This is a genomic window from Chimaeribacter coloradensis, from assembly GCF_002858715.1.
Lineage (GTDB): Bacteria > Pseudomonadota > Gammaproteobacteria > Enterobacterales > Enterobacteriaceae > Chimaeribacter > Chimaeribacter coloradensis.
Genome location: NZ_PJZH01000031.1, coordinates 1 through 12,344, shown reverse-complemented (window position 1 = coordinate 12,344; position 12,344 = coordinate 1). Strand labels below are relative to the sequence as shown.

Genomic DNA, 12,344 nt, shown 5'->3' with positions numbered 1-12,344 from the left:
ACTCTTAAAATTTATTTTTCAAAGACTTGCAAAATATTTTTTTACTGGCTAAAACTCCATTTGAATAAAATGGCCATTAACTATATCATGCAATTATTCCAGTGCAAACTAACGCATAATAGTTGATATTGAAGCAGGCACATTGTGTTACAGAAAGCCAAAAAGTTATTTTTTTGTAACTTAAATAACTTACTTCTCCCTGTTGCTTTATTGTTAGGAATTATGGTGTCAGCCTTTTATATAAAAAATATCTATTTTTTATATAGCGCAAAATTGCCGGCCGGGCAGCCTTATAGCGGGAGTGAAAGAGTCATTAATGCAGATGAATTTCAAAGCAGGCTGGCAAAGCCCCGCCTGGCTGATGAGCCTGTCGATGCCCCGCAGGAAGCGGCTCCCTCGCGGGACATCACGCTTACCGGCATTATTGCCAGCAATACGCCGGGGCGTTCACTGGCCATTGTGATGGAAAACGGAGAACAGCATACCTATCGTGAAGGGGATATGCTGTCTGCGCCTCCTGAGGGCATTATCAGCAAAATTGGTGATAATACGGTTGAGATCACCGAGCGCGGAAACGCCTATAACCTTATTTTAGTGGATCCGGCGACTCACTCCTCAAATGATCAGGCCAATAACATATTACCTGAGAATACAGCAAAAAAAGGATGGGATGATTACATCATTACGAATCCTGTTTACCAAAAAGGAACGTTAGCAGGGTTAAGGATAATGCCGGGGCCAAGAAAAGAGATGTTTACTCAGGCAGGGTTGCGTCCAGGTGATATCGTGATAAAGATCGATGAATATGATTTAACTGACCCCTCTACTATTGAGCAAGCCAGATTATCGTGGCAGCAATCATTTACCGTGCAACTGGTTATTATGAGAAACAACCAGAAATCACTGTTCAATTTACGTTTAAATGACATCAATGAAAAGTTAAGTAATAACCATGCGCAAGAGTAAACCCTTTATTTTAACCCTGATGATGCTCGCCACATTGACGGCACCTAAAAGCTACGCCGAACAATTCTCTGCGAACTTTAAGAATGCTGACATCAAGGAGTTTGTTGATGTTGTCAGTAAAAATATGAACAAAACCATTCTGGTTGACCCATCAGTGAACGGCACGATCTCTGTCCGCAGCTATAACAGCTTCAATGACGAAGAATATTATCAATTCTTCCTCAGCGTTCTGGATCTCTACGGCTTCTCAGTGGTCACGCTGGATAACGGGCTGCTGAAAGTAGTGCGCTCTGCAACGTTAAAAACATCACCCGGCCACCTGACCGATGACGTACGCCCTGGCAAAGGTGATGAAGTCATTACCCGGGTTATTGCCCTGCAGCATGTACCGGCCCGCGAGCTGGCCCCGCTGCTCCGCCAGATGAGCGACAGCAACGGTGTCGGCAACGTGGTTAATTATGATCCGTCCAATGTGCTGATGCTGACCGGCAAGGCGTCCCTGATTAACCGGCTGGTTGAGGTTATTAAACGGGTAGATGTCATCGGTCAGCAGCATCAGCAACTGATTAAACTCAAATTCGCCTCTGCCACAGAGCTTGCGGAAGTGCTTAACGCCCTGACCCGTGAAGAGTCTAAAGGCCAGTCCAGCAATATGCTGATGCCGAAGATCGTGGCAGATAAACGCACCAATACCCTGTTAATCAGCGGGTCTGAAAAAGTGCGCCAGCGTATTACCTCTCTGGTAGCGAAACTGGATCAAGACAGCGCCGAGCAGGGGAATACACGCGTCTTTTACCTGAACTACGCCAAAGCCGATAAATTGGTTGAGGTGCTGACAGGCATCAGTGAAAAAATCGCGAAGGAAAAAGAGGGTGAGGCACCGTCAGGCGGCGCGTCTGCGGGCAACAGCGCGATGTCGATCACCGCTGATGAACAGACTAACTCGCTGGTGATTACGGCCCAACCCGATGTGATGCAGCCGCTGGCCGATGTGATCGCCAAACTGGATATCCGCCGGGCACAGGTTCTGGTCGAAGCCATTATCGTTGAGGTACAGGACGGCAAAGGGCTTAACCTTGGCGTGCAATGGGCAAACAGCAATGTGGGCGGTACACAGTTTACAAATACCGGCGTGCCGATTTTCTCTTTGGCTAACGCACAGAAAAATGGCGTGACCTCTGACGAGTTACCTGCGGCCCTCACCAATTACAGCGGTTTTGTCGCCGGCTTTTTTGAAGGGGACTGGAGCGCCTTGCTGACCGCGCTTTCGACCAACAGCAAGAATGACATCCTGGCCACGCCCAGCATTGTCACCCTGGATAATAAAGAAGCCTCAGTCAATGTGGGTCAGGACGTGCCAGTGCTCTCCGGCTCCCAGACCACGTCAGGCGACAACGTATTCAATACCGTTGAACGTAAGACTATCGGTACCAAGCTGAAAGTCACCCCACAAATTAACGAGGGCGATGCCGTCCTGCTGGAAATTGAGCAGGAGGTTTCAAGTGTAGACAGCGCCGGTGGTCAGTCGTCGTCACTTGGCCCGACGTTCAACACCCGTACTATTCAAAATGCCGTCTTGGTACGCACAGGCGAAACCGTCGTGCTGGGCGGGCTGCTGGATGACACCAGCAAAGAGACGCATTCCAAAGTGCCGCTGCTGGGCGATATCCCGCTGGTTGGTAACCTGTTCCGTTATACCTCGACCGAAACCGCAAAACGTAACCTGATGGTGTTTATCCGGCCAACCATCCTTCGGGACGATGATGTTTATCATTCCGTCTCGAAGAAGAAATACACCAACTTCCAGAAAGTGCAGAAGGAACGTCGCGAACAGGATGGGAAAACGCTGATTGCTCCCAGCAGCCGGCCGCAGTTAGACGAATTGCCGCCTGAGCCACTGCCTGCAGCACCGGCAGCCCTTTCGCCCGTTCCGGCACCGTCGCCGGCTCCGGTTAACGGCCCGCGTAATCCTTTTCACGGTTAATGGTAACCGCCATGAAAGAGAATCTTCCACTTACGCCCCTGCCTGAGCCGGTTACCCGGATCCCCTACTCACTGGCACGCCAGTCCGGCGTGGCTGTGGCACAGGGTACGCTGCTTTATCGCCAGGGTATTTCACTGGACATGCTGCTTGAGGCCCGGCGGCTTGCCGGCATCTGCCCAACGCTGCTTCCTCTGGAAGAAGCAGCATTTGATGAGCAGCTCTCTGCGATTTATCAGCACAATGCGGTGGAGTCCCAGCAAATCGCCCAGGATCTGGATCAGGACATCGATCTCTTTGCACTGACCGAAGAGCTGCCGGATAACGAAGATCTCCTGGCAGATGACAACAGTGCGCCGGTTATCCGCTTAATTAATGCCATCTTAAGCGAGGCCGTTAAAGAAGGTGCTTCAGATATTCATATTGAAACCTTCGAGCGCAGCCTGAGTATCCGTTTCCGTATTGATGGCGTGTTGCGGCAAATTTTGCGGCCCAGTAAAAAATTGGCCCCGTTGCTGCTCTCACGCATTAAGGTCATGGCCAAGCTGGATATCGCAGAGAAACGGCTGCCGCAGGATGGGCGCATCTCTCTGCGCCTGGGATCGCGCGCGGTAGATGTGCGCGTTTCTACCCTGCCCTCGCAACATGGCGAAAGGGCGGTGTTGCGCCTGCTGGACAAAAATAACCTGTTGCTGACATTGGATAAGCTCGGTTTATCGGCCTGTGACTATGAAAAACTCCAGCATTTGATCAAACAGCCCCACGGCATTCTGCTCGTTACCGGCCCAACCGGCTCCGGTAAAAGTACCACGCTGTATGCGGTGCTTTCGGCGCTGAACAGCCAAGAGCGCAACATTCTGACGGTAGAAGATCCTATCGAGTATGAGCTGGAAGGGATTGGTCAAACCCAGGTGAACTCACGGCTGGATATGACCTTTGCCCGCGGCCTGCGCGCCATCCTGCGTCAGGACCCGGACATCGTCATGGTCGGGGAGATACGTGATGGCGAAACGGCCCAGATTGCGGTGCAGGCCTCGTTGACCGGGCACCTGGTGATGTCGACTTTGCACACTAACAGCGCTACCGGTGCTGTCACCCGCCTGCGCGATATGGGCATTGAGTCTTTCCTGCTCTCCTCCTCTCTGATTGGTGTTCTGGCACAACGCCTGGTACGCCGGTTATGTCCTGAATGCCGTCAGCCGCAGGCGGCCGGGCCTCATCAGCGCGCATTGTTGACCTCCTTATCACCCATACCGGATACGTTATGGCATGCCCCCGGCTGCCCAGCCTGCCGGTATACCGGCTACAAAGGCCGGCTGGCGATTCATGAGGTTATGGTAGTAGATGAAGCGATCCGTGCGGCTATTCACGGCAATGAAAATGAGCAAGTCATCAAAGGGTTGTTCCTGCGGCAGAGTAAAAGCCTGTTGGAAAATGGCTTACTGAAAGCAGTGGCAGGTGAAACCTCGCTGGAAGAGGTGATGCGTGTCACCAGCCAGGAACAAGATGTGCATGAGGATGAGATCGAATGAAGTTTTCCTGGCGTGCCCATAGCGCGGCCGGGAAGGTTCAGCGCGGCATTGTAGAGGCTGAGGACGCCCGTCAGGCCCGGCAAAAGCTACGCGCCCAGGGGCTGCAACCGATCTCAATGAGAGCCGTATCCTCCCCTTTCCGGCTGCTTGCAGGTAACGGAACCCGCCGCCTCCGGCTGCCGGCTGCGGAGGTGGCCTTGTTTACCCGGCAACTCGCGACCCTTGCCAATGCGGCCCTGCCCCTGGAAGAGGCGATCGGGGTCATCGCCCGGCAGAGCCAGAATGAAAAGCTGCGGCATGTATTAACAGAAATCCGTGCGCGGGTAACCGAAGGCCATCCTTTAGCGGAAACCCTGGCTGCCTGGCCCCGCATTTTTGACCCGGTGTACCGCACCCTGGTGATGGCGGGTGAAAAGAGCGGGACGTTAGGCCCGGTGCTGGAGAAGCTGGCAGATTACAACGAAATCCGCCAGCGGCTGAAAAGTAAAATGACACAGGCGATGATCTACCCGATGGTGCTTACCTCCGTCGCCATCATCGTGATCACGATTCTGCTCTCAACGGTTGTTCCCAAAGTGGTCGAGCAGTTTATCCATATGAAGCATCAACTGCCTCTCAGCACCCGGATTTTGCTCGCCGTCAGTGATGCCATCAGAGATTACGGCTTGCTGGTTGTGGCGCTGATCGGTGTTGCGCTGGTCAGCCTCAACATCTGGCTGCGCAAGCCGGAAAACCGTTTTCGCTTTCATGCCCTGCTGCTGCGGTTGCCTCTCGGCCGCCGGCTGGTGCTGGAGACTAACAGTGCACGTTACTTGCGGACCCTGAGCATTCTGCAAGCCAGCGGCGTTCCCCTGCTGGAAGGGATGCACACCGCGCTGGAAGGGATCTCGAACCTCGCCATCCGCGATCGCCTCCGCCGTGCCGGTGAACATGTCCGGCAGGGCAGCGCCCTGCATACCGCCCTGAGTGAGAGCGAACTCTTTTCTCCCATGATGCTGTACATGCTCGCCTCAGGGGAGAAAAGCGGCCACCTGAGCAACATGATGGAGCGTGCTGCCACGGCACAAGAGCAGGCGCTGCAAAACCGCATGTCACTGGTTCTGGCCCTGTTTGAACCGGGGCTGGTGATCAGTATGGCAGTCATTGTGCTGTTCATTGTGGTCTCGATACTGCAACCCATTTTACAACTTAATAATTTGGCTGGTTAACAGGATGAAATGTATGAAAAAAGTCTCTGCACAACGTCAGCGGGGGTTCACTCTGCTGGAGATTATGGTGGTCATCGTGATTATGGGGATTCTGGCCAGCCTGGTCGTCCCGAACCTGATGGGCAATAAAGAGCGGGCCGACCGCCAAAAAGCGGTCAGTGATATTGTGGCGTTAGAGAATGCCCTGGATATGTACAAGCTGGATAACCACCGTTACCCCACCAGTGAACAGGGTCTTGATGCGCTGGTGAACAAACCGGAATTTGATCCGCTGCCGCAAAATTACCGCAAAGATGGCTACATCAAACGCCTGCCAACCGATCCGTGGGGCGGGGCATATCTGCTGGTTACGCCAGGTGAACATGGTGAATACGATTTATTCTCCGCTGGTCAGGATGGCGAAGCCGGTACAGAGGATGATATTGCCAACTGGACACTGGATACGCCGAAAAAGTGAAACAGGTCAGGCGAGCCGCCGGCTTTACCTTGCTCGAAATCATGCTGGTTCTGATGATTATGGCAGGGGGTGCCGTGGTGGTGATGAGTTCAAACGGGAGCGTTGACGAACGCCGCCAGTCCGGTGAGGCCGGGCGGCTGATTGCGCTGATGGAGTATGCAGCCGACCATGCCGCGATGACCGGCTCCCCGGTTGGCTTACAGATAACAGACTCAGAGTATCTGTTTATGATGCCGCAACAGCGCAAGGCGACGCCGGTCACATGGCAGTGGGTTCCGTTCTCAAAAGGTGGCCTGCCTGCCGATGCACAATCTTTTCCGCCTGCCTGGCAAGCTGAGTTGCTTATAAACGGTGATGTCGCGGAAGCGCGTGATACGCCCCAGATTATTTTTTATCCGGATGGCGACATCACCCCTTTCCAGCTGCGCATTACCGATAACAGCACGGCCCAGCCACGCTTTACGTTTGATTGCCGCGGGCATTGGCCTGTCACTGTCAACAATGAGATGCAAAACCCATGACACGCGCATCGCAACAACAGGGCATGATGCTGCTGGAGGTGATCGTGGCACTCGCCGTGTTTGCCGGGGCCGCCCTGGCGTTGATGAACAGTATGAGCGGGCAGATGAGCGCCACCTCGCGTCTGTCAGAGCATCTGTTCGCGGACTGGGTATCTGCTAATTGGTTGGCGGAAGAGGCGCTGGCGGAACAGATGCTGACGCCATCCGTTACGGAAAAGCGTAAGCCGCAACATCATGGTTCAGCCGATATGGCGGGCCAGACGTGGTCATGGACGCTGCAAGAAACGCCCTCTTCCGACGCCTCTTATACCACGCAGGTATTAACAATTACCCATGACGGTGTGGCGGTACGGTCTGTTCTCCGTTTGCTGCCACAGGCTCAGGACGCCTCATCATGATCCGTCAAAAAGGCTTCACCTTACTGGAAATGATGCTGGCTCTGTTTATCTTCTCGATGCTGAGCATGCTGGCTTACCAGATCTTATCCGGCGCGCTGAAGACCAACGACCGTACCCAGGCCACGTTGCAACGCATCAATGCCCTGCAACGCACCATGAGCATGATGGAAAGAGATATTCTGCAAATTGTGCCCAGGGTGCCGCGCGGTGCCGGGCAGAGCTGGTATCAGGATGACAACGGCTTTGCGTTAACCACACAGAGTCGCCCTAACACCTGGGGCAACTGCTGCACGCCTGAGATCCAGCGGGTGAGCTGGCAACTGCGCGAGGGTTCCTTGCATCGTCTGGTACAAAAAGCGGTGGATGTGCCTCTGGAGAGTGAGCCGCTTGACGCAACATTGCTGGATAACGTCGAAGAGATGACCCTGCGGTTTTATCAGCAAGGTTGGAAAACTGAGCCCGATCCTCAACAGACCCTCCCGGCGGGTATAGAGGTCACTTTGGTGCTGAAAGATACCGGTACGATCAATCGCAAATTTGTCCTGCCGGCCGCCTGGCCTGCTTATCAGGAGACGGCGCTTGAGGGTGAGTCTGCGGGTGAGCAGGCGCAGACGGAATCTATAACGGCAGACCAGGCGGCATCGTCCCCCGATGAGGATCAGCCCATGCCCGACGGGGGTAGCGAATGAAATTACAAAAAGGCGTAGCGCTGATTGTGGTCATGCTGCTGCTGGCAGTGATGGCTGCGTTAGCCGGTGAGATGGCCGTGCGTTTCACGACCAGCATAAAGCGGGCTTCCTATCAGCAGGACAATCTGCAACTGATGTCCTTGATTACATCGGCCGAACAGCTTGCTACCGCCAACCTGCTTCAGGATCTGAACGATAACCCGAAGTTTCTGTCCAGCGATCACTATTGGGCGCAGCCGCAGAAAATATCTCCTGCTGCCGGGCTGAATATTGAATGGCAGGTCTGGGATGAACAGGCCTGCTTTAACCTGAATTCGCTGAATAATGTCTCCAGTGATGTCAAAGATGACATACCTTACAATCAACAGGTCTTTGAAGCGCTGCTGTTAATAAATGGGGTCACGAAAGCGCAGGCAGGCGCCATTATTGACGCGATCGCAGATTATATTGACAGCGACACCGTTGCCCGGCCCGGCGGCGCAGAAGATGAATATTACCTGCGGGAAAAGCCGCCACGCCTTGCCGCCAATCAGCTTTTTTACAGCGTGACAGAGCTTAGCCAGATCAAAGGCATTACGCCAAAACTGTATCAGGCACTCAGGCCGCAACTTTGCGCCCTGCCCTCAACGAAACAGCAGATCAATATTAATACGCTGACAAAACAGCAGGCCCCTTTATTGTCTGCCCTGTCGCTTGAGCAATTCAGCACCGAGGATGCCATCAGGCTTTTAGCCAGGCGGCCCAAAATGGGTTGGGTCGCGCTTAACCAGTTTAATACGCAACTGGATAACCAATTTCCGGCGTCTGATAAAAATTGGGCACCGTTGAATAGCGTGCTGGCTGTTACCAGCCGCTATTTTTCTATTACCAGTACGGCAAGTGATAATGATCAACAGTTAACGTTATCCAGCCGTCTCTATTACGACGAAAAAAAGGGTGAGATCCGCCTTTTTTCACGCCACATTGATTGATTAAGACGATAAGCAGGCTGAAATATCCATGCAGGAAAAGCTAATCATAAGATATCTTCCAAATGACATGATTGAAGTGTCAGAAGCCGATCATGCTGATGAAAAGCCCGTGATGCTCTTACCCGGTTTGGATAGCCTGCACGAGGTGGCTGCCGGCAGTGACAAGCGCGAAGTGATACTGCTGATCTCACCGGAGAGGCTGGTATTTCGTGCAATAGCCCTGCCGGAAAAAAGCGGCAAACTCACCTCTGAGCGTTTGTCCTGGCTCGCTGAAGAGTCACTGCTGGGCGAGAGTGACACACTGCACTGGACCGTTTTACAGCGCGATCAGGCCCTTGTACATGCTGTTGCGATCGACGGCGGCTGGCTGCGTTCACTGTTGTCCGCCTTCAGCGCGGCAGGGTTGCACGTCACCTACGCCGGCCCAGACGGCATGTATCTGCCCTCTGTTGAAAATAGCTGGACGGCGCTCCGCGACCGGGAGAACTGGTTGTTACGGCTGGGGCCATATCAACTGACATCACTGGACGATACCTGGTTCAGCCATTTACAGGAACACTGGGCACCGCAGAGGATTGTCAGTTATAGCCCGATAGAGCATAAAGGGCTTCCCATTGACTACCTTCCCCGGCAGACGCCGCAACAACTGCTTCACGCCGCCGGCGTGACTTTGCCCACGCTGCTGCATGGTGACTTTCGCCCACGCCAGCCGATCAAACCGGCTAGTAAAACATTGCGGTATGCGGCGCTGGCCTCTTGCCTGTTGGCCGTTTTTTTAATGCTGCTGAGTAAAGGGCTGGCTCTCTGGAACCTCTATCAGCAATCTGATGCATTAGATCAGCAGACGAGAGCGCTGTATCAGCAACATTTTCCCCAGGATAAAAGAAAGAGCAATTACCGGTTCTTTTTTACCCAGAAAATATCTGCCGTCTCGCCAGATGTGCTGACATGCCTGGCGCAGTTGCAACGTTATCTGGCGGCCTATCCTGATGTGCAGATTCAGCGCATTCAGTACCAGCAGGAACAGAATGTATTTGATGTGCAAATTTCAGGGGCGAGCGCGCAGACAGTACAGCAATTTATTCAGGCCAGTGAGCAGACGTTCCATTTCACAACCGATAACATGGCCAAAGATGAAAACCTGGTAACACTAAAGAGCGTATATAAAAAATGAAAGAATGGTTTATGACGCACAGCCGGCATGAACGGTACCTGATGGTTTCCCTCGGCGCACTGGTTATTATCGTTATAATGTGGTTTGCCTTATTAACTCCGTTAAACACGTTAACAGACAAATTACAGAGGAGCAATAAACAGGCGCTGCAATCACTGGTCTGGATGAAAGAAGAGAGTTTCTCGCGCGGTGTTATTCCCGGGATTAATCATAACAAGCCGATTGATGCTGTTATTAAAGACAGCGCCATAAAACACGCCGTGGTAATTGATGACATTTCGCTTGAAGATAAAATGGCGCATCTTAAAATCCGCGAGATGAAACTGAATGATTTTCTCAACTGGTTAGTGGCGCTAAAAAATGCTGCCGGAATTACAGCCAGCCAGCTTGAATTTAGCAGCAGTGCGACACAGGAAGGCTACATTCAGATAACGACATTGACGTTAGTCAGGAAATAAACGATGAGTATCTTAAGTGCTTCGTTAATGTCGGTGCTCTACTTTATTGCCGGTCTGATAATGGGAAAATTTATTAATCATCTCAGCCTATACTTGCCGCGCCTGATCGAAGAAGCTGACAATCCGGGCGATGCGGCAATAAGGCATCCAGGATGGAAGCTGAGCTACTGCCCTTGCCACCCGCCTACACATTGGCATGAATATTTTCCGGTTTTACACTGGGTAGTTCTCCGGGGCCATTGCAGTGCCTGCCATAAACCGATTTCGTTGGGCTATCTTTGGGTAGAACTGGGGTGCGGAATGCTGGTTCTGCTGCTCTCGCTGCTGTTTCCACCGGACATGACGCTGGCGCTGGCAGTTTACAGTGGCGTTTTGCTGACACTGAGCCTCATCGATGCCCGTACCTTTCTGTTGCCCGATAAACTGACGCTTCCCTTATTGTGGCTGGGTCTGCTGTTTAACAGCATCAGTGAAAAAGTTAGCCTCACTGACGCACTCTATGGGGCCGTGATCGGGTATCTGCTCTTATGGAGTCTCTATTGGCTTTTCCGTCTCATCCGGGGCCGGGAGGGTCTTGGGTATGGTGACTTTAAATTATTGGCCGCGTTAGGCGCCTGGAATGGCTGGCAAATGTTACCGCAGATTATCCTGCTGGCTGCCGCATCCGGCCTGCTATGGGCGGTGCTGTCAAAATGGAGGAAAGGAGAATGGGTGGCGATGTTACCCTTTGGCCCCTCTCTGGCGGCCGCGGGATGGCTGACATTGATTGTTCAGTGGTATACGATGCGCTGATGGCAGGGAAGCCAAAGCTTCCCCGGATAGTAAACGCTACTCTTCGTCACGGATTTGGGCCTGAAGATAGTTCTGTATCCCCAGTTTTTGGATAAGATCCAACTCCGTTTCCAGCCAGTCGATGTGCTGTTCTTCATCGGCCAGGATTTCTATCATCATATCGCGGCTGACGTAGTCATGAATGGTGTCAGCATAGGCTATCGCTTCCCGCAGGTCTCGGGCACCATCCAGTTCAAGCGTCAAATCTGAACGCAGCATCTCCTCAACATCTTCGCCAATATTTAATTTACCCAAATCCTGCAGGTTCGGGAGTCCCTCCAGGAAGAGAATACGTTCAATATAGCGATCAGCATGTTTCATTTCATCGATGGACTCATGATACTCCACGTCATTAAGACGTTTGAGCCCCCAGTTTTTGAACATTCTCGCATGTAAGAAATATTGGTTAATAGCAACCAGCTCATTGCCCAACAATTTATTGAGATAATTTATGATCTTAACATCACCTTTCATTTTTATTCCTCCGCTTCCACTCTTTGAAGCGTAGATGCGGTTTGGAGTAAGTCAAAAAAAGATGTGGTTTCAGGCTATCTCTTTAAACTCTGGAATTTGCGACAGCTCGTCTTGCATAATTTCCCGGGCCGCACGTACGCATTTACCGCACTGGGTGCCGACCGGCACAAACTTGCGTAATTGCTGGAAAGATTGCGGCTGGTGTTTGCGCACCGCCTGACGGATTGTTTTGTCACTAATACCATTGCACAGGCAAATATACATACTGGCGCTCCACGTTATCTGTCGCCATCTTAAATCAAAATGATTCTCATTTAAAGTGTGGCAATGTGCTTTCTGAGCTATGCAGAGAGCGATTAATACTCTTCAATAAAATAGCGTATGGCTCTTTGCTTATCCGGCTAAAAAAGGGCGGATGCTGTTTTTATATAAACTTTATAATCAACGGGATAAGTTATTTACGCATTTTTGATAAGGTTATTATAGTAAATAATAGTTAAGACAAGACGCGATAACATTACGCTGATTAAAGAGAAAGGATGACGCTTTATTAAAAAATAGCATAAAAAAAGGGGTGCCGAAGCACCCCTTTTTGCAAAAGTCAGACGCGATTAAGCGATAACTTTAGCAACAACGCCCGCACCAACAGTACGGCCGCCTTCACGGATTGCGAAACGCAGACCG

15 protein-coding genes are annotated in these 12,344 nt (G+C 52.0%); 12 read left to right on the top strand and 3 right to left on the bottom strand.

Annotated elements, in window-relative coordinates; all coding sequences use genetic code 11:
• The first annotated feature begins 144 nt into the window (after positions 1 to 144).
• The 12 genes from CYR32_RS18760 to CYR32_RS18705 are packed head-to-tail and all read left to right on the top strand — an operon-like array spanning position 145 to position 11,147.
• A complete protein-coding gene (locus CYR32_RS18760) occupies positions 145 to 966 on the top strand; it encodes a type II secretion system protein N (RefSeq protein ID WP_146000726.1) in 822 nt (273 codons plus the stop codon).
• Complete coding sequence (gene gspD / locus CYR32_RS18755) at positions 953 to 2,950, top strand: type II secretion system secretin GspD (RefSeq protein WP_101826667.1); 1,998 nt, start codon at positions 953 to 955, stop codon at positions 2,948 to 2,950. Before CYR32_RS18760 ends, gspD begins: the two co-directional genes overlap by 14 nt.
• 11 nt (positions 2,951 to 2,961) lie before the next feature.
• Positions 2,962 to 4,479: a type II secretion system ATPase GspE gene (gene gspE / locus CYR32_RS18750; protein WP_101826666.1), complete on the top strand. Its 1,518-nt coding sequence runs from the start codon at positions 2,962 to 2,964 to the stop codon at positions 4,477 to 4,479.
• On the top strand, positions 4,476 to 5,687 hold the full coding sequence (gene gspF / locus CYR32_RS18745) for a type II secretion system inner membrane protein GspF (protein WP_101826665.1): 1,212 nt from the start codon (positions 4,476 to 4,478) through the stop codon (positions 5,685 to 5,687). The genes gspE and gspF overlap by 4 nt, the downstream gene beginning before the upstream one ends.
• A gap of 13 nt (positions 5,688 to 5,700) precedes the next feature.
• Entirely contained in the window at positions 5,701 to 6,144 is a 444-nt protein-coding gene (gene gspG, locus CYR32_RS18740) for a type II secretion system major pseudopilin GspG (protein WP_101826664.1), read from the top strand.
• Complete coding sequence (gspH, locus tag CYR32_RS18735) at positions 6,141 to 6,665, top strand: type II secretion system minor pseudopilin GspH (RefSeq protein WP_146000725.1); 525 nt, start codon at positions 6,141 to 6,143, stop codon at positions 6,663 to 6,665. Before gspG ends, gspH begins: the two co-directional genes overlap by 4 nt.
• Complete coding sequence (gene gspI, locus CYR32_RS18730) at positions 6,662 to 7,063, top strand: type II secretion system minor pseudopilin GspI (RefSeq protein ID WP_101826662.1); 402 nt, start codon at positions 6,662 to 6,664, stop codon at positions 7,061 to 7,063. Before gspH ends, gspI begins: the two co-directional genes overlap by 4 nt.
• Positions 7,060 to 7,752 (top strand): type II secretion system minor pseudopilin GspJ, encoded by a 693-nt coding sequence (gene gspJ, locus CYR32_RS18725; RefSeq protein WP_101826661.1) that lies wholly within the window; start codon positions 7,060 to 7,062, stop codon positions 7,750 to 7,752. The genes gspI and gspJ overlap by 4 nt, the downstream gene beginning before the upstream one ends.
• Positions 7,749 to 8,723: a type II secretion system minor pseudopilin GspK gene (gspK, locus tag CYR32_RS18720; RefSeq protein WP_101826660.1), complete on the top strand. Its 975-nt coding sequence runs from the start codon at positions 7,749 to 7,751 to the stop codon at positions 8,721 to 8,723. Before gspJ ends, gspK begins: the two co-directional genes overlap by 4 nt.
• A 28-nt stretch (positions 8,724 to 8,751) precedes the next feature.
• A complete protein-coding gene (gene gspL, locus CYR32_RS18715; RefSeq protein WP_101826659.1) occupies positions 8,752 to 9,897 on the top strand; it encodes a type II secretion system protein GspL in 1,146 nt (381 codons plus the stop codon).
• The gene (gspM, locus tag CYR32_RS18710; RefSeq protein WP_101826658.1) at positions 9,894 to 10,355 is read left to right on the top strand and encodes a type II secretion system protein GspM; all 462 of its coding nucleotides are present in this window, start codon (positions 9,894 to 9,896) and stop codon (positions 10,353 to 10,355) included. Before gspL ends, gspM begins: the two co-directional genes overlap by 4 nt.
• A gap of 3 nt (positions 10,356 to 10,358) precedes the next feature.
• Entirely contained in the window at positions 10,359 to 11,147 is a 789-nt protein-coding gene (locus CYR32_RS18705) for a prepilin peptidase (RefSeq protein ID WP_101826657.1), read from the top strand.
• A gap of 36 nt (positions 11,148 to 11,183) precedes the next feature.
• Here the strand turns inward: CYR32_RS18705 and bfr are convergent, their stop codons facing one another.
• The 3 genes from bfr to CYR32_RS18690 form a co-directional block, all read right to left on the bottom strand.
• Positions 11,184 to 11,660, bottom strand: a complete 477-nt coding sequence (gene bfr, locus CYR32_RS18700; RefSeq protein ID WP_101826656.1) for a bacterioferritin — start codon at positions 11,658 to 11,660, stop codon at positions 11,184 to 11,186.
• Positions 11,661 to 11,729: 69 nt separating this feature from the next.
• Positions 11,730 to 11,924 carry a bacterioferritin-associated ferredoxin gene (gene bfd / locus CYR32_RS18695; protein WP_101826655.1) on the bottom strand — a complete coding sequence of 65 codons (195 nt, stop codon included), beginning with the start codon at positions 11,922 to 11,924 and terminating at the stop codon, positions 11,730 to 11,732.
• Between the two features lie 347 nt (positions 11,925 to 12,271).
• The coding region (locus tag CYR32_RS18690; RefSeq protein WP_131818057.1) for an EF-Tu C-terminal domain-related protein at positions 12,272 to 12,344 on the bottom strand (73 nt) is incomplete at its 5' end.